This window comes from Myroides oncorhynchi, from assembly GCF_020905415.1.
GTDB classification, from domain to species: domain Bacteria; phylum Bacteroidota; class Bacteroidia; order Flavobacteriales; family Flavobacteriaceae; genus Flavobacterium; species Flavobacterium oncorhynchi_A.
Window position 1 is genome coordinate 1,519,524 of sequence record NZ_JAJJMP010000001.1, and the last position, 17,180, is coordinate 1,536,703.

Consider the following 17,180-nt stretch of genomic DNA (forward strand, 5'->3'; position numbering starts at 1 on the left):
CTTATAAATTATCAGATTGATGCCATTCAGCATAAGATGATTCTGTCTCTTGTAATCTCAATGAGTAAAGCTCAATACCTTGTGGTAATTTGCTTTTAATCTTGTGTGCAAAGTCAATTACCATATTCTCACTAGTAGGTTGGTAATCTACAAGAATTACGTGGTGTCCGCGTTCTTCTAGCTCTTTTGCTAATTCTATATGAGGGGTATTTCTATTGAAAACAGTAGCGTGATCGAATACATCAACGATGTCTCCTTTCACTATTTTTTTTAAGTCTCCAAAATCTATAACCATACCATACTTCACATTAGTCGTGTCCTCAATAGGAGTACCAATAACAGTAACTGCTAGTTTATAACTGTGGCCATGTACGTTACGACATTTACCATCATAACCATATAGTGCATGTCCTGTCTCAAATGTGAATTGTTTTGTAATTCTAATCTTAGGCATAACTAAAAATTTTGGCAAAGGTACATAAAAATATAGATGCCCTCATAAAATAAAGGCTTGGTTTAACAGAAGACCATTGTATACAATCTACAATTAGAATAACCTATATCTAACTTGGACGGATAGCTTAGGCCACCATTTGATGCGATTTAACCATTTCTCTGCTTTTTCGTTGTACTCAAAAGAATTATCTAGATTATAGACGATTTTACTACCATCTTGTTTTATAGTATAATCCCCTTGATACATCATCCCCATTTCAACTGAGATGCCCCACTTCTTGTTGGTTACTACTCTTCCCATACCAATTCCTAGATAAGTTTTGATAATGCTACCTAATGTTACATTTGCCTTTACGTTACTACCGTCAGTAATTTTGATTTGGTTTCCTTGGAAGTCAATGTGTTCTGGCCATCCATTAACTGGGACAGCTCTTTCTCCTTGGTGATTGATAAGATAGCCATCTAAGTTAGTTTTATTCTCTCCTATATAAAAACCACCTGAAAGGAAGAATAATCCATCAGTAACAGGATAGTAATCAACCAAGGCGTGCGCGTGTATGATATGTGTTTTACCTTTGATAGCTAGGTTTGGTTTGTATTCAAATATTTTTGATAAGTCTCCATTAGGATCATCAATACCCACTTCATAATGTTTAGAGTTATAGTAGAAAAGATCTATACCTGCTCTAAACTTTAGTGATTTATTAATAGGGGTTAATGCTTCTATTGTTAATCCCATAGTAGAAAGTCCTGCACTTATCGTCCAGTCATAAAAGAACTCGTCAGAGTAGTGCTTTGCTATATTATCACGTGTGAACTCTTCGCCTCCTAAATGTTGAAGGAATGCAGTAGAGTTGTTAGGAGGCAATGTAGGGTTAGATTTCTTTTTCTTTTTCTTGTCTTTAGACGTTTTTTCTTCTTTTTCAGCGGATGCTTTAATATCTTCTTCAGGTTGTAATTTAGACACTATAGTCTCTTCTTTCTCTTGTGCACATAAGTTGTTCGCGCATAAAAAAAAACTACCTATTAAAATTAAGATTAGATGTTTCACTTCAGAAAGTTTTAGAAAATACGGTAGTTGAGTTGTAGATTAACCATAGGCCACCATTTAAGCCATTTGGTTACTTTATCAGCATCTTCTATAGATGCATTTATATCAGTAGTAGTAGCGACTGTCTTCCCATTTTGTTTTAAGGTATAATCACCTTGGTACATTACGCCTATCTCAAATTTAACACCTAAACGTTTTTTAGATACAGCTCTACCTAGTCCGATACCGATATACGGTTTGATAGTTTGTCCTAGTGTTAGTTCTGCATCTAGACGACCGTGGTTTATATCTAATTCTTTTCCATCGAAGTCTATCGTTGGCCATTCATAACCTGGCTTAAGTTCTACTAGAGTACCATTGCCATCTGTTAGGATGCCCTTAGCCTTTAGTTTATTACTACCTATATATGCTCCAGCAGTTAAGTGGAGTATTCCTCCTTTAAAAGGGTAGAAATCTACTAATGCATGTCCGTGAACAGCATTTAAAGATCCTTTTGACTCATAAGTAGGTGTAAATCCGAAAGCCTCGTGTAAAGTGCCTTCAGTATCATCGATATCAAAGTCATACTGTTTGGTATTGAAGTTAAACACGTCAATTCCTGCTCTTAGTTTTAAGCGTTCCGATAGGGGTGTAGCAGCTTCTATAGTAAAGCCTAATGTTGATACTCCTGCAGCTACATTTAAGTGACTAAGAAACACTCCATCATAATGAGAGGTACTGTATCTACCCTTGTCATGATCTTCTATCATAGTTGATTTAGATGCAAATACGCTACTGCTAATTAATAAAACTAGAATTAAATAGTTTAATTTTTTCATAATCATATTTTTTTAACAAAGATAAGATATGAAGTTAATTTGTTTTAATTTAAGTATTAAAATGAATATTTGTTGATGTATACGCTATTTTTATGTATAAAAATGTGTTTTGTAAAGTTATTTTTAATAATTGAATGCTAAAAGGCTTCTGTTATTTGTCTTTATGAAGTCTACAGATTTAGCTTTGATCTTAGGGATTAGTAAATAGGTCTATGAATTTGATATGTGTAAATGAATATTTAATAATGCCTAACGAGCTCTATATAAGCGTTATAATTGAATGCCTATTTTTTGTTTTTGAATTGATTTAAAGCATTGACTGTAAATTCGGATAATACTAATTTACCTGATATTTTAGCACGGTCTAGTAGTAGCTCTGACCAATGATTAGTACCTTCCCAGAATATTTTTTTCATTTCATACAATGCTTCTGGATTATAAGCACTAATCTTAGCAGCGAAAGTACTTATCTCTAGATCCATACGGTCTACAGTATCATATACTTCATCATAAAGCCCGTGTATCTGTGCCCAGTTGGCAGTCTTCCATTCATGAGCATTTAAGGACATATTAGTAAAGGCAGTCTTCCCTATTTTTCGAGAAACTGCTGGTTCGATTACAAAAGGTCCTATGCCTATAGCAAGCTCTGATAACTTTATTGCAGCATTTGATGTTGCGAAGCAATAGTCACATGCTGCAGCTAATCCGACTCCCCCTCCTACAGCTTTACCATGGATGCGACCAATAAATATTTTAGGGCTTTTGCGCATGGCATTGATTACATTAGCAAAACCAGAGAAAAAAGCTTGTCCGGTAGTAGTATCTTTTATAGAAAGTAATTCATCGAAAGAAGCACCAGCACAGTAAGCACCAGTTCCTTCACTTTTTAGAATGATGGTAGTTATAGTAGTATTTTTACTTAAGGTATCAATCATTTCTGTTAATCTCGCTAGTTGAGTACTTGGAAAAGAGTTGCTTGCGGGACTATAAAATGACAATGTAGCTACTTTTTCAGTAATTATTTCTGTTATAAAAGGTGTGTTTAGGTCTTGGCTCATATTGTGTATTTTTCTTAAATGTAATAAATATAGTATTAAACTACTTGTTTTTTAGTATAACCTTTCATTGTGTGAAATTTAACAGTCACGTAATGTGAATATTAGCTGTGTTTTTTTGCTAGTGAAATAGGCTTTGTATTGTAGATGTTATTGTTTGATAAGTTTGTTTTTACATTAACGTGATTATTTATGATAAAATAATAATTTTTCACTTGACATTAAGAATTGTTATTGATTGTCTTGTTGTAAAGTGTGTTATTATTGAGAATTATTTGTATTACTTTTGCAGTGAAATTAAAATATTTTGTAACAAATTATTTGTTGTTAATTGATTTTAATACAGTTGTTTATGTTTTTGTGCACATCACGATAGGTGATTTTTTTTAATTAATAAGTCACTATGGCGTGGTATTTGTAATTAACAGATAGAGTAAGTTTAATAGTATAGTTGGGGTAACTACTTTAAGTTGATCCGCTCACACTATCTAAAAAGAGAGAATGAAAGAATAAAATAAAATAGCAACATTTCCTTTGGTTGCAAACTGCATTGAAGTTTAACGGATTTAGTTCATCTAACATATAAGATGAATAAAGTAATGTCAATAGGACAAACTTGATAAAGAACAGTATTTATCGAGTAGGGAGTACTCGTCTTTATTCTAAATATTTGATAGTCCATTTTTAATGTTTATTTGTTTGTATATGTGATTGTTATGTATAAATATTAAGTAAGAAATGAGTGAAAGAATGTTACATATTTTATTAGTTGTTGTCAGTGTTGTACTTGGTGTATTCTCACCTGTATATGCCCAGTTTAATATACAAGAAAGTTTTAGTCATAGATCTGTAAACAGTAAAGTAAAATTAGGAGACAATGCATTGTTAACAGCTGCTAATGGAACTGATTCTTATGGAAACGGCTGGCTTAGATTAACATCAGATGCGATGAAGCAAAAGGGGTATGCTATTATAGACGAGAGTTTTCCTTCTAATAGAGGAGTTTTGATAGATTTTGAGTATAAAACTTGGCGTAAAAAGAATGGTAAAATTAACACGGGAGGAGATGGTATATCAGTGTTTCTATTTGATGCAAAGTATAATGCAAAAACCTTTAAGCTGGGTAGTTATGGAGGAGCTTTAGGTTATGGATCAGGAAGTGGTACTAATGGAGTTACAGGTGGATATATAGCTGTTGGTTTTGATGAGTTTGGAAATTTTGTTGGATTAGCAAACAACAAACCTAAGGGAACAGATTTCTCTCAGAATATTTCGATCAGAGGAAAGATATTTAATGATGTTTACTCTTCTGCGTCATATTTGAAGCATACTACAATGCCTTTAAGAACAACTATAGATAATTTTTATACAAGTCCAACGAGACCAGATGACTTTAATTATTATAGAAGAGCACAGATTGAGATGAAACCTTATAATATTGAAGATCCGTATAGAAAGAATCCAGATGGAACACCTTTTATACATAGATTTTATACTATAAAAGTTCGTTACCAAATCTCACTAAAGGGAGAAATGCAAGAGGTATTAAGTTATACTTATAATGAACTTCCTTATGAAAATTTAAAAATTGGTTTTGCGGCATCTACTGGAGATGCTGTAAATATACACGAAATCAGAAACTTAAATGTAACGACTCCTGAAGGATTAGTAATAAATAAAACAGTTGATCTATTAGAAGCCAAAAAAGGGGATAAGCTGACCTATACGATAGAGATGTCTAATCACTCTTCGGATCTATATAAAGACTTTTTGTTAAGTGATTATCTCGAGTCTATTAAGGATTTTTTCAGAGTAGAGGAAGTGTCATTTGATAATCTTGGAAATACAAAGAATACGCTGACACCACCGAAAGAGGTTACAAGTATGTTTATGGCAAAGAATATTGTCAATTGGAAAGTGTCTTTAGATACACATTCATCTTCGAGAGTAATTATTAGAGGAACAGTAATAGGTTATCCAGGGAAGGGAGTTTTATCAAATGAAGCTTCTTTAAATGTAACCAACCTTAGGTTGCCTTATGTAGATCCTACTAAATTAAGTGCTATCGCTGAGACCAAGATTATTGGTAAACCACATGAAGCTACTACAATAAGAGTAGATCACGCTGTGATATGTGAAGGTGATGAAGCAGTCTTGACGGCGAAAGAACCTGTTTTGGGAGGCTTGTTAAAAGTTGATTCATACCGATGGTTTAGGGATGGTAATTTATTTAAAATCACAGAACCTAATAAAATACTAGAGGGCGGCAAGGTAATAGAAGAACTTTTGCCTACGAATCAGATAGCTGTGACAGAACCTGGAGTATATACTGTAGTATATGTCTTTAACGGGGTGAGTTCTGATGAATCAAACAAAGTGAAAGTAACTACGCTGCCAACACCTAAGTTAGTACTGAAGAACCCTACTGATTCTTTTACTTATAATCTAAATGTAGGGGAAGCGATGGTATTGCCGTTAGTGGTAATCGTTAATTCGACAGATAAGGTACAGTGGTATGATCATAAAGGTAAGGAGATAAGCGATAGAACACAACCTATCATTTTTAATACTCCTGGTGTATATAATTACACTGTAGTAGGAGCAAATAAGAATGAGTGCTCAGATGTAAAAACAGTACAAATTAATGTATTTGACGATAGTTTATGCCCACCTACTTATCAACGCGAATGGGCGACAGACTATACGGCATGGTATTCTGCATTGACTGGAGGTGTTTCTAATAAAGGAAATGCAATAGATGGACGACCTGATACCTATTCTACGATTACAGTAGCAGTTGGATTATTAGGATTGGGAACTACATGGCAGAATTTATACTTCGCTGAAGAACAAGAACCAGGAACACCTGTAACGATTAAGTTAGGTAAAGAATACAGTGGTTTAGTAGCTTTAGGAGGATTAACGGTAGCAGGATTAGATGCACGAGGAAAGGTAATAGGTTCCTTACAAGGTGTAGATGGAGGTTTGGTAGATTTATTATCAGCAGATAATGTAGTTGAATACACTTTTGTTCCTTCTAATAAAAAAGGGCCACAGAAGTACTTAGGGGTACAAGTAGTCTTAGGATCTACATTAGGAGTGGCTCAGAATGCTAAGGTTTATGGTGCTTATGTGAATAAAGCTGTTGATAACCCAAGTTGCGCACCAGTACTGCCTAATATCAATCCGAATGTATTAGATGTGTTACACGGAGTAGAAGATATAGGGTTAGGGGTAGCAAGTGCTACAGCATCTGTTAGTCATCCGTGGAATGCAGTAGATGATAATCCTGATAGCTATGCGGTGATAAGCAGGGGAGTTGCAGTAGCTAATATGGCGAGCCTGACTGTAGTCTTTAAGCAGACTGCTATGCCAGGTGATGAGTTACATATTACAGCAGAAAATAAGAACCCTGGTATACTGAGTTTAGAGTTAGTCAAAGGATTTAAGATCCAGCGTTACCTAGGAGATAAGAAAGTAGGTGATCCGTTGACAGAATCTAATGGAGCCTTGCGCTTAAGATTATTGGGAATAGGAGGTAGAGATAGATATCGTATTATAGTTGCTCCTTCTAAAGAACCTTTTGATAGAGTCAAAATTTCATATGGATCAGTAGTAGGTGTATTAGGTGACTTTACACATATCTATAATGTGGATTTAGTGCCAACAGTGGATGTAGGAATGCAATTAGAGGTAGATGAATATGGGTACGAGTTAGAACAAGTACTTCAATTATGTGCTGGTGAACCGCTTCGAATAAAACCACAAAATAATCACTGTACGACTTATGAAGTATATACAAGTGAAAAAGGAGGAAATAGATTGCCGTCATTAGGTGATATGTTTACTGTAGACCTTTCAAAACAATATAAAGTAGGTGAAGAGTTTACAGTATATGTACAAGCTAATAGAAATGGATGTAAGATAGGAACAAAAACACCAATTAAGATAAAGATTAATGAGATGCCTTCTATTGTAAAAGTTGTAACGATGGATATAAAAGGAAAGGAAAGCATCATTGGTAAAGAGATAAGGATTAAAGGAGGGCAACAATTGCAATTGTTGCCAACTGTCATAGGTGAGATACAATTATATGAATGGGAGTATCTGTTTGATTCAGAGAGAGAGTGGAAGAGCTTGCCATTTATGACTGTTGATAACCCAGTGGTTGAAGTTCGAAAAACCATTGTGGAGCGTGATGCAAAAGGAAATGTTGTATTTGATAAACAAGGCAACCTAGTTATCAAACAGCAAGGTGGGGTATTCATTACCAAAGTAAGTACAGGTATTGCCACAGTAAACTTCCCAAAGAACGCAATAGTAAATGGAGAGAATTGGAATCAGAAGAAAGGTAAAATCAGATTGACGATAACAAACCTTGCAGGCTGTAGTACCTCTCAGATATATGATTTGTCCTTCTTAAAAGGATATAGAGATGGAATATTCTCTAACCCAATGTTACCAAGTAAAAAGATAGAATAATAAAACAATAAACAATAGAAATTACAACAGATGAAAAAGATTACAATTTTAGCCACTTTATTAGGATCAATGTACACAGCTTCTGCTCAGGTAGGTATCGGAACACCAGAGCCTGCTACTTCTGCAGAACTTGAAATTCTTTCAACAAATAGAGGGGTACTTATTCCGCGTATTAATTTAACAGATTTAACTGTGTTTGCTCCTATTGACGGTGAGAAAGTAGAAAGTCTATTGATTTATAATACGAACGAAGTAAAAGATAAAGATATTCTAAAAGGATTCTATTACTGGACAACAGAGAAAGGTGGACAGTGGAATAGAATAGTTAGTAAAACAGAGCTAAACACTGTTATAGAAGGTTTGGGAGGGAATGTTACTAAGTTAGAAGGAGATGTGAAGAATATTCAAGATGTGATTAACTATATCGTGCCATCTAATCCAGATAATAAAGATGGAGTTAAACAAGGTCATACAACTATTGTTTTTGATCCTGTGAAAAATGAATTCAAGTATGTAACGTATAATTCAACTGAGAATAAATACGAGACGAAAGACGTGGATATGGAAGATATGGTTATTAAAGAAGAGACTAAAACATTCTTCCGCATATTAGAAGCTTCTGGTGATAACAAAACAAAGAAATATTTATTCTTCTCAGAAACGACTATCCAGAATTGGTTAGCGCTAAAAGGAAATGAAGGAAAAAAAGAAGAAGATGTGCCTAATGATGCGCCTGGAGTAGTATCAATAGATGTAATAGGTGATATCACAGGAAATATCAATCAATTCTTTACGAGTAAGACAACTGTTCTAAAAGACAGTAGTACAACTGAATATTATACAGTAGAAGAGTTGATTAAAAATATGTCTACGAAGGTTGATGGTAACGTAATCTATAAAAATGTAGGTAAAGAAGGAAGCGACAATTGGGAGTTTCAATTTTACAACAATGGGAAGTACGAATCGATTAATCTTAAAGATTTAATCTCAAGTACAGAAACGACTACTGTAGTTGTACCTGTTGAAAAGAACGGTAAGACTGTAGGGTATAAATACTTCAATGAGGTAGCTGTAAAAGCATTCTTAGCAGCTAATAGTGGTAAAACAGCAGCTGATATTAAAGGCGATACAGAAGGTGGAATATTAGTAGATGTAGTAGATAATATTGTGAATAACTTCAATAATATCTTAAACCAAGAAGTAAAAGAAGGGGATAAAACGTATAAAGTAGGAGACCTAATCTCTAAGTATATTAATAAAGGAGGTAATGTGTACTACGGTGCTATAGCTGAAGGTAAAGGAGATGTATTCTACCAAATCGACGAGAATGGTGGGAAGAAAGAAATCAACTTTGACTTTATTTCTAACTATATTACTAATAATGTAGAGAAGATTAAAAACATCTTAGGAGATCATATCTCAAGTACAAGCAAGACGATAATTAATACTGGTAATACAATAAACGGACACAAAGTATACAAGTTTATGGGAACTACTAATATTGAGAAAGTAAATTCTGCTAAGACATCAGGAGTAATTATTCCTGAGGGGGCTAAAGTGGGTTCTGTAGTAAGTATCCAAGTATTAAAAGGAGAGATGCTTAAGACGACTTCTACAACTGACATTAAAGTGGTAGGAAACAAGTTAGAGTTTAATATTGGTTCAGGTAATCAATACTATATGATAGGCTCTGGGGATTACAATGTTATCGTTGAGTTCACGGAATAATAAGAGCTATAAAAGTAAACAACAAGAATTCAATCAACTCACACCGTGCGAGTCTTGTCTTGAATAAAGACTCGCACTTTTTTTCAATGAATTTAAAGATAAATGATGAAGCAATTATATTTCGCAATGCTTGCTGTGCTTTTTAGCGCTCTGAGTTTTGCACAAACTAAAATTGGTACATCACCTGAGATAAATGCGGATGCAATGTTTGAGGTAGAGTCTTCTAATAAAGGATTATTATTACCTCGAGTAGAGTTGACATCTACTAAATCATTTGCACCTTTAAGTGCTCATGTCGCTGGTATGACTGTATATAACACAAAGGCACAGAACGATGTTGTTGTAGGGTTTTATTACAACGATGGAAATAAGTGGCAGCAGATGGTAACGAAGGATTATAAAGCTGTGAAGTTTTTTTATATGCCATCGATATTGTTTGATACCTCAGAAGATCGTACAGGTGTAAAGATTAATTTATTTGAAGAGTATAAAAAGCAATTTGCTTTAACGAATACTAGTCATTTTATTAGCGAAGGGGCGCCTACGTCAGGGATTCCTTACTTTGAGAAACCAACTGATTTATATTACTATGTAACCAGTTATGACAAGGATGTTTTTACCATCAAGTCTATTACTAAAGAAGGAATAATGACTTATGATGTAAAGGCAGCAGCCACAGACTGTACGATTATGAATATCGTATTCGTAGTAAAAGACTAACAATAGCTATTTATGAAGATGAATATATATACTAGATTACTAATGCTTATCGGATTACTACCAACTATATCTTATGGTCAGGCAGTTAATAAAGGTATATTTTATATCAAACCAGGTTCTGTAGTCTCAGTGTATTATCCGTTAGAGAATAAAGGAGAAGGGGTATTTGAGAACAATGGAGAACTCTATCTTCATGATAATCTTATTAATAACGGAAAGATATTTGATTATAAAGGAAATAGTCCTCAAGGTAGAACTTATCTTGTTGGTAATAAACTTCAACTGATTGAAGGAGCGACTATAACTAACTTTAATTCTCTGATTTTAAATAATCCGTCTAAGTATAAGGCATTTGATATTAAAGCACCTTTGAGTATTGCTGGAAATGTTGAGTTTTTAGATGGAATAGCAAAAGTGGATTCTGTCAAAGGTGCATTTACATTTCTTAATCACTCTAAAGTTGTTCATGTAGGAGATCACAGTCATATAGAAGGTGAAGTAGAGAAAGAAGGAAATGAGGAGTTTACTTATCCTAAGGGAGATAAAGGATATTATAGACAAGCGAGTATATCTGCTCCATTACGTACTAAGGATATCTATGTAGGAAGATATAGTTTAGATGATCATAAATTCTTTAAGATTAGGCCTAATGCTGCTGGTATAGTAGATAAAGTGAATACTAAAGAGTATTGGGTAATCGAACATTCTAAATCAACATCGAGTAATGTTATTTTGACATTGAGTTGGGATGAACGCACCACACCTAAAGAGATATATGCTAAGGCAAAAGAGAATCTACATATCCTAAGATGGGATGCTAAAGAACAACTTTGGGTAGATGAAGGCGGTATTGTAGATGTAGAAAATAAGACAGTTACTACTCCAGCTTCATTAGATAGCTATGGATTCTTTACGCTTGGAACAGTTAAGACTGATAAGATGCTTAAAGGAGATGTTGTGATTTATAATCTAGTCAGCGCAAATGGTGATGGACAGAATGATTTTTTCAGAATAGATAATATAGAACGCTTCCCTAATAATAAGGTTGAGATTTTTAATAGATGGGGGGTAAAGGTATATGAAACTGCGAATTATGATACGCATGGTAATGTATTCAAAGGGTATTCAGAAGGACGTATTACAATTAATAAAAGAGAGCAATTACCTACTGGTACATATTACTACATTGTATCATATGAGTATAATGATAAATCAGGCAGTCGCATGATTAAGAAAACAGGTTATTTACACCTAGAAACAAATTAATTAGAATAGATAGAGGGTGTAGCTTTTAGCAGGGTTACTATAAAAGTGAAGACTTTATCGATTTTGATTATATTACTTACCGTAATCTTGAAGAGCTAAAATAATTATATTTTAGCTCTTTTTTGTTGTGTTAATATTATAACGTAAAAGAACTGATTGGATGAGGGTAATAAGGAATTTAGAGTGTTAAATATTTGTTTTTTATAATAATAAATTAAGAAAAAGTATCTTTTATGTTTATTGAGTGCGATGTACATTTGTATAAGAATAAAGAACGCTAAACTATAGGGGGAGGATCTACTAATGGTATATATGGTGTTGAATGGATGACAGGTTTGTAATAGAAAAGACTTAAGTTATTAGAAGTGTTTTCTTTAGAATAAAAAGTTACTTGGCTTTGATTAATGAAATAGCTTTCACAAGAGATAGTTGTTATTTTACTAGAGTTAGTTTCTTTAGACTTTTCTGAAGATTGATTATTACCTGTGATACTATATGTATTATAAATATACATAGTAGCATTCGGACAAAACTTTAGATTCTTACTGCATATAGGTTCGCTAGAGAAGTTTATTTTCTCTATTCCGAAGATGGCAAACATTAAAATAAATAGCCAGGCTATATGTCTAGTATAAAATTTCATATAGGGACAAATATATTTGTTTCTAGCTAATATTAAACATAGTTGTTAAAGGGTGGGTGTTTTTTAACATTTTAAATGATGGAAGAGAAAAAACTGTTTTTTGAAGTTATGAGCCATGATGAGGCGCTTGAGATTGCCTATAACTGGAAATATGAAGGGGAATTAAGTTTTTATAATATGACTTCGGATGAAGACGATCTAAAAACTTTTTTGGATGATAATGCACGTGGGCAAAATACCTTTAGTGTAAGGACTCAACGAGAAGAAGATATGATAGCGTATTTTTACTACTATTTAGTAGATAATTATACTGCGGAAATAATTCTAGCCATTAGCCCTAAACACCTTCATAAGGGATATGGCAAAGAAATTATTATGTATGCTGAAGAGGCTCTCTCAGAGCGTAAGGCTGTAAGAAAAATAGCTGTTGCAGTAGCCGCTTTTAATAAGTCGTGTATTGATTTTTATGAAGGACTAGGCTTTATAAATGTAGGTAAGTTCAAAAACCAAACTAATGGTGGTACACATACTTTTTTAAAAATGGAAAAAACAATAGGAACAACTATTCCATTTTCTTAACTGAGTAGTTAAGTCCTATTGCTGCTATAACAACTAATATAGCTGTTCCTAACCAAAGAATATCATAACCTAAGTGCGTCGCAACTTTTGTTCCTAAAATAGGAGATATAATAAATCCAATGGCAAATGTAAGTCCATTTACCCCCATATAAGCTCCTTTGTTTTTGCTTCCAGCTCGCATAGCGGTTACTGTTGAGGTAAAAGGCATTGCTAACATCTCAGAAACACATAGAATGGTCATAGAAATGTATATGGCAATATACCCATGGTCAAAGGCTAACATACCGTAACCTAGTGCGCTAATCATTACACCATATACGATAGTTTGTCTTATAGTGAAGTATTTCTCAGCTACATATACTAGTAACATCTCGGTTAAGAAAATCAACAGTCCACTATAACCTAAGATTAGACCAATCTGAATTTCATCAAGACCAACAGCTTTTTCATAGAAGATAGGAAGTGTACTTAATAACTGTAAAAAAGCAATTGCATATAGAGTACAAAAGAAACTGTATATAAGAAACATCTTATCCTTATAAGGAGATTTATTAGAAACATCTTTTACTTCGTTTAACTCTTCTAGGTCATTCTGTTCTAGTAAAAGTTCTTTATTCGTTTTTCTACCTTTAAAGAAGTATATGAACACTATAGCTGCTAAGAAAGCTGCTGTAGCATTTACGTAGAATAATAAAGCATAAGATACAGCTGCAAGTATTCCTCCCATCGCTGGTCCTATTGAGAATCCAAGATTTACAGCCATTCTATTAAGAGAAAATGCACGTGTGATATTCTCTGGTTTTGCATACATCGTTATGGCTACAGAGTTTGCTGGTCTAAACATTTCACTTACTGCACTCTGTAATAACATCATTAAAGCTAAACTTATCACAGAAGTGAAGTGTGGCAACATGATAAAAACAGGGATACTACCTAGAAGACTTAAATATTGTACTTTATAGTTTCCTATTTTATCTGTTATCCATCCACCTAATGTTGTACCAATAATAGATCCAACTCCAAAGCAAGCTAATACATAACCCGTTTCTTCTTGGCTAAAATGAAGCTCTTTTGTCATATACACCCCTAAGAAAGGTAATACCATAGACCCAGACCTATTAATTAACATTACAATTGCTAGCATCCATGATGCTGTAGATAAACCTTTGTAAGAGTCGATGTAGATTTGAGCTATTTTCTTCATGTATATTGGGGCGTTTATTTTATTCTATTCTATTTGTTCTGGTGGTATTGTATTCTGTATTTCAGCTTTTTTTATTTCTATTCCTCGTACAGCATTATAATATGCAGCTCTACTTAAGGGTTCATATTCTTGAGTCTCTCCTAGCATAACAATATCCTCACTTGCTGCTTTTCTAAAACTGTAGTTAGCTAAATTTCCAGTGCGCGTACATATAGCATGTACTTTAGTTACATATTCTGCAGTTGCCATTAAAGAAGGCATTGGGCCAAAAGGATTTCCCTTGAAGTCCATGTCTAATCCAGCAACTATTACTCTGATTCCAGAATTAGCAAGATCATTACAAACACTTACAATCTCATCATCAAAGAATTGAGCTTCATCTATACCTACGACATCACAGCCATCAGCTAGTAGTCTGATATGGGCTGCAGAAGGGACAGGTGTAGACCTTATTTCATTAGAGTCATGAGATACAACGAATTCATCGTGATATCTTGTATCAATAGCCGGTTTAAAAATTTCGACTTTTTGTTTAGCAAATTTGGCTCTTTTAAGTCTGCGAATTAGTTCTTCTGTCTTGCCAGAGAACATAGAACCACAGATTACTTCGATCCAACCAAATTGTTCTTTGTGATTAACGGGATTTTCGAGAAACATTTTGTAAATTTCAAGCTGAAACCAGCGGTTTTTTCTGTTATTTTTGTAATGAGCAAATTTATCAAAAAAAGCTCGTCAATTTACTAATGCAAAATAAAAGTTATGAAGAAAGTCTTAGAAGGAGAGTTGTTAAGTCTCGCTCATCGTGTATTACAATTGAAAGATAAGGAGATAGATAGTCTTTTTAAGGAAGCTAAAGAATTATACGAAAAGCTCTTAGTGCTGAAGTTTTATCAAGATCATCTAGATGAGGGAAGAATAAAAGACGTTTCTCCTGAGCAGTTAAATGACGCGTTAAAAGCTTTGGCGATTAGTAATCTTAATGAATCTAAGGTAGATGAAAATATACGTCATCAAATGCCTATTGATTTAATAGAGGAAGATTACCCAATAGTTGCTGAAGCGGAAAAGGAAGTTGTCAGCACATTAGACAGTCATTTGATCGCTGATAGTATAATCAAGATAAGTCCTGAGGTAGTAGAAGAAACTCCTGTAGTAACAAAGATTGTTACGTATGATGAACCTTTTATTACAGATGTGTATATTGACGAGAGTACAACTGCTGAAGACGATGCTCAACTCCATAATTACTTAGATCAACATGAAGCAATGCTGAAGCAGGTAGAAGAGCGTAATATAGATCTAATAAATAGAGTAGATTCTTCGGTAGAAACTGAAGAAGATTTGATGGATGATGTTGAGGTTACAGCTATTTATGAGGATAAGCGTGTTTCTGAGTTAGAAGGAGAAGATAATATTATTATTGACAGTGCATTAGTAGAAAAACCTGGAGTAGAGGAGCATTTGGTTATAACGGTTGAAGATAGTTTGAATGATAATCACTTTGTTGACTCAGACAATGTACATGTAGAAGTGGGAAGTCTTGAGAATACTTTAGAGGGTATTAATCAGCAGTTTGCATCAGCTAAAATTGATGAGCCTACACAAGACTTAGTTCAAGAACCATTTTCTAAGGTTATTGAAGAACGTACTAGTGTAGATGGACAAAAGAAATCAAGTGATGATCCTTTTTTTGGATTTGATTTTAGTGATGTAGAGTTTGTACGTGTTGAAAGTCTTGACGAAAATACGGTGAGTAAGTTTGATAATCAATTTGAAAGTATAGAAACTCAAAAAGACTTACCTAAAGCAGAAGAGAAGATTATTCAGCCTTTAGGAGATGTTTCGACTCAAAAAGTAGAGGTGACTGCCGCGCAAAGTACATTGTTTAATGTAGAGAGCACATCAGTACGCGAGCCTAAAATATTAAAGTCAAAATCGTTAAACGACATTTATAATACTACTATAGTAGTAGGACTTAATGATAGAATTGCTTTTGAAAGACATTTGTTTAATGGAAGTGCAGAGGATTTTAATAGAGTGTTGTCTCAATTAAATACAGTAAGTTCTTTTGATGAAGCGAATAGCTTAATTGAACATTTAGTAAAACCAGAATACAATAACTGGGATGGTAAAGAAGAATATGCAGAACGTTTTATGGCGTTAGTAGAAAAACGCTTTATATAATTATGGGGAAACTTTATTTGGTACCTACGCCAATTGGAAATCTTGAAGATATGACTTATCGTGCAATCAAAGTATTGCAAGAGGTAGATTATATTTTAGCAGAAGATACACGTAATAGTGGTAAATTATTAAAACACTTTGAAATAACTACTCCAATGTTTAGTCATCACATGCATAATGAGCATAAGACAGTAGAGGGATTAGTTAAGAGAATGCAGGCTGGAGAAACCTTTGCACTTATCTCAGATGCTGGAACACCTGCGATTTCAGATCCTGGATTTTTATTGACACGTGCATGCGTAGAACAGGGAGTAGATGTTGAATGTCTACCTGGCGCAACAGCATTTGTACCAGCTTTAGTGAATAGCGGTTTGCCTAATGATAAGTTTGTTTTTGAGGGCTTTTTACCTGATAAGAAAGGAAAACAAACGAGATACTTAATACTTGCAGAAGAGACAAGAACAATGATTCTATATGTCTCTCCACATAAATTAGTTAAGACACTCGTAGAGTTTAAAGAATATTTCGGTGAAGATAGACAGGTTTCTGTATCAAGAGAGTTGTCAAAATTACATGAAGAAACAGTGAGAGGAACAGTAACAGAGGTACATGCCCATTTCGAAGCAAAGCCACCTAAAGGGGAGATTGTAGTGATTGTAGCAGGAAAAAGTAAATAGAAGATAGATTATTGCTTTATATAGTAGACTATTATAATATAGAATAATGCCCATAGATATTGCTATGGGCATTTTTTTATCAAAAGCTCTACGGGGATATAGATTGGTTAGATTATATGTCTTCAACACTATCTCTAGATTGCTTTAATATTTCTCCAAGAAAGAGAACTTGTAGAGAGGTATTGTTGAGGAGATGTTAAGGAAGTGTTGAAGAAATTAATTGTACTGTAAATGTTGGATATTTATATTCAGTAAAGAGATTGTCTAATATAGATTCTTAGATAATACTGATAAACAGTTTAAGTCTAATAGATCTA

Annotated in this window: 14 protein-coding genes; 7 read left to right on the plus strand and 7 right to left on the minus strand. The window is 33.8% G+C overall.

Translation table 11 applies throughout. From position 1 onward, the window contains the following. Nucleotide 1: 1 nt before the first annotated feature. The 4 genes from LNQ81_RS06725 to LNQ81_RS06740 all read right to left on the minus strand — a co-directional run bounded on the left by LNQ81_RS06725 (nt 2) and on the right by LNQ81_RS06740 (nt 3,383). Entirely contained in the window at nt 2-454 is a 453-nt protein-coding gene (locus LNQ81_RS06725) for a 6-pyruvoyl trahydropterin synthase family protein (protein WP_229945382.1), read from the minus strand. Between the two features lie 93 nt (nt 455-547). Then, complete coding sequence (locus tag LNQ81_RS06730; protein ID WP_229945383.1) at nt 548-1,507, minus strand: hypothetical protein; 960 nt, start codon at nt 1,505-1,507, stop codon at nt 548-550. A gap of 11 nt (nt 1,508-1,518) precedes the next feature. Beyond that, nucleotides 1,519-2,325 (minus strand): hypothetical protein, encoded by an 807-nt coding sequence (locus LNQ81_RS06735; RefSeq protein ID WP_229945384.1) that lies wholly within the window; start codon nt 2,323-2,325, stop codon nt 1,519-1,521. A 284-nt stretch (nt 2,326-2,609) separates the two neighbouring features. Beyond that, nucleotides 2,610-3,383: an enoyl-CoA hydratase/isomerase family protein gene (locus tag LNQ81_RS06740; RefSeq protein WP_229945385.1), complete on the minus strand. Its 774-nt coding sequence runs from the start codon at nt 3,381-3,383 to the stop codon at nt 2,610-2,612. Between the two features lie 735 nt (nt 3,384-4,118). Between LNQ81_RS06740 and LNQ81_RS06745 the strand changes: the two genes are divergently transcribed. From LNQ81_RS06745 to LNQ81_RS06760, 4 genes are all read left to right on the plus strand, one after another. Further along, entirely contained in the window at nt 4,119-7,862 is a 3,744-nt protein-coding gene (locus LNQ81_RS06745; protein ID WP_229945386.1) for an L-type lectin family protein, read from the plus strand. 30 nt (nt 7,863-7,892) lie between these two features. Further along, nucleotides 7,893-9,590 (plus strand): hypothetical protein, encoded by a 1,698-nt coding sequence (locus LNQ81_RS06750; protein ID WP_229945387.1) that lies wholly within the window; start codon nt 7,893-7,895, stop codon nt 9,588-9,590. A gap of 102 nt (nt 9,591-9,692) precedes the next feature. Further along, the gene (locus LNQ81_RS06755) at nt 9,693-10,310 is read left to right on the plus strand and encodes a hypothetical protein (RefSeq protein ID WP_229945388.1); all 618 of its coding nucleotides are present in this window, start codon (nt 9,693-9,695) and stop codon (nt 10,308-10,310) included. A gap of 12 nt (nt 10,311-10,322) precedes the next feature. Then, nucleotides 10,323-11,576: a gliding motility-associated C-terminal domain-containing protein gene (locus LNQ81_RS06760; RefSeq protein WP_418887948.1), complete on the plus strand. Its 1,254-nt coding sequence runs from the start codon at nt 10,323-10,325 to the stop codon at nt 11,574-11,576. A gap of 277 nt (nt 11,577-11,853) precedes the next feature. Here the strand turns inward: LNQ81_RS06760 and LNQ81_RS06765 are convergent, their stop codons facing one another. Then, nucleotides 11,854-12,219: a hypothetical protein gene (locus LNQ81_RS06765; RefSeq protein WP_229945389.1), complete on the minus strand. Its 366-nt coding sequence runs from the start codon at nt 12,217-12,219 to the stop codon at nt 11,854-11,856. Nucleotides 12,220-12,294: 75 nt separating this feature from the next. On the opposite strand from LNQ81_RS06765, the gene LNQ81_RS06770 reads away from it, so the two are divergent. Beyond that, complete coding sequence (locus LNQ81_RS06770) at nt 12,295-12,798, plus strand: GNAT family N-acetyltransferase (protein WP_229945390.1); 504 nt, start codon at nt 12,295-12,297, stop codon at nt 12,796-12,798. Here LNQ81_RS06770 and LNQ81_RS06775 read toward each other — a convergent pair. Further along, nucleotides 12,782-14,002, minus strand: a complete 1,221-nt coding sequence (locus tag LNQ81_RS06775; RefSeq protein WP_229945391.1) for an MDR family MFS transporter — start codon at nt 14,000-14,002, stop codon at nt 12,782-12,784. The two genes, LNQ81_RS06770 and LNQ81_RS06775, sit on opposite strands and share 17 nt — an antisense overlap. 24 nt (nt 14,003-14,026) lie before the next feature. Next, nucleotides 14,027-14,659: a thymidine kinase gene (locus tag LNQ81_RS06780; protein WP_229945392.1), complete on the minus strand. Its 633-nt coding sequence runs from the start codon at nt 14,657-14,659 to the stop codon at nt 14,027-14,029. A gap of 102 nt (nt 14,660-14,761) precedes the next feature. Between LNQ81_RS06780 and LNQ81_RS06785 the strand changes: the two genes are divergently transcribed. Both LNQ81_RS06785 and rsmI read left to right on the plus strand, forming a co-directional pair. Beyond that, nucleotides 14,762-16,186, plus strand: a complete 1,425-nt coding sequence (locus LNQ81_RS06785; RefSeq protein WP_229945393.1) for a hypothetical protein — start codon at nt 14,762-14,764, stop codon at nt 16,184-16,186. A gap of 2 nt (nt 16,187-16,188) precedes the next feature. Next, on the plus strand, nt 16,189-16,863 hold the full coding sequence (gene rsmI, locus LNQ81_RS06790) for a 16S rRNA (cytidine(1402)-2'-O)-methyltransferase (RefSeq protein ID WP_229945394.1): 675 nt from the start codon (nt 16,189-16,191) through the stop codon (nt 16,861-16,863). Nucleotides 16,864-17,180: the final 317 nt, after the last annotated feature.

Bases quoted from the DNA above. Each gene is read 5' to 3' on its own strand.
- LNQ81_RS06725 (WP_229945382.1), bottom strand. From the start codon at position 454: ATGCCTAAGATTAGAATTACAAAACAATTCACATTTGAGACAGGACAT.
- LNQ81_RS06735 (WP_229945384.1), bottom strand. From the start codon at position 2,325: ATGAAAAAATTAAACTATTTAATTCTAGTTTTATTAATTAGCAGTAGC.
- LNQ81_RS06785 (WP_229945393.1), top strand. From the start codon at position 14,762: ATGAAGAAAGTCTTAGAAGGAGAGTTGTTAAGTCTCGCTCATCGTGTA.
- LNQ81_RS06760 (WP_418887948.1), top strand. From the start codon at position 10,323: ATGAAGATGAATATATATACTAGATTACTAATGCTTATCGGATTACTA.
- LNQ81_RS06740 (WP_229945385.1), bottom strand. From the start codon at position 3,383: ATGAGCCAAGACCTAAACACACCTTTTATAACAGAAATAATTACTGAA.
- LNQ81_RS06750 (WP_229945387.1), top strand. From the start codon at position 7,893: ATGAAAAAGATTACAATTTTAGCCACTTTATTAGGATCAATGTACACA.
- LNQ81_RS06765 (WP_229945389.1), bottom strand. From the start codon at position 12,219: ATGAAATTTTATACTAGACATATAGCCTGGCTATTTATTTTAATGTTT.
- LNQ81_RS06770 (WP_229945390.1), top strand. From the start codon at position 12,295: ATGATGGAAGAGAAAAAACTGTTTTTTGAAGTTATGAGCCATGATGAG.
- LNQ81_RS06755 (WP_229945388.1), top strand. From the start codon at position 9,693: ATGATGAAGCAATTATATTTCGCAATGCTTGCTGTGCTTTTTAGCGCT.
- rsmI (WP_229945394.1), top strand. From the start codon at position 16,189: ATGGGGAAACTTTATTTGGTACCTACGCCAATTGGAAATCTTGAAGAT.
- LNQ81_RS06780 (WP_229945392.1), bottom strand. From the start codon at position 14,659: ATGTTTCTCGAAAATCCCGTTAATCACAAAGAACAATTTGGTTGGATC.
- LNQ81_RS06745 (WP_229945386.1), top strand. From the start codon at position 4,119: ATGAGTGAAAGAATGTTACATATTTTATTAGTTGTTGTCAGTGTTGTA.
- LNQ81_RS06775 (WP_229945391.1), bottom strand. From the start codon at position 14,002: ATGAAGAAAATAGCTCAAATCTACATCGACTCTTACAAAGGTTTATCT.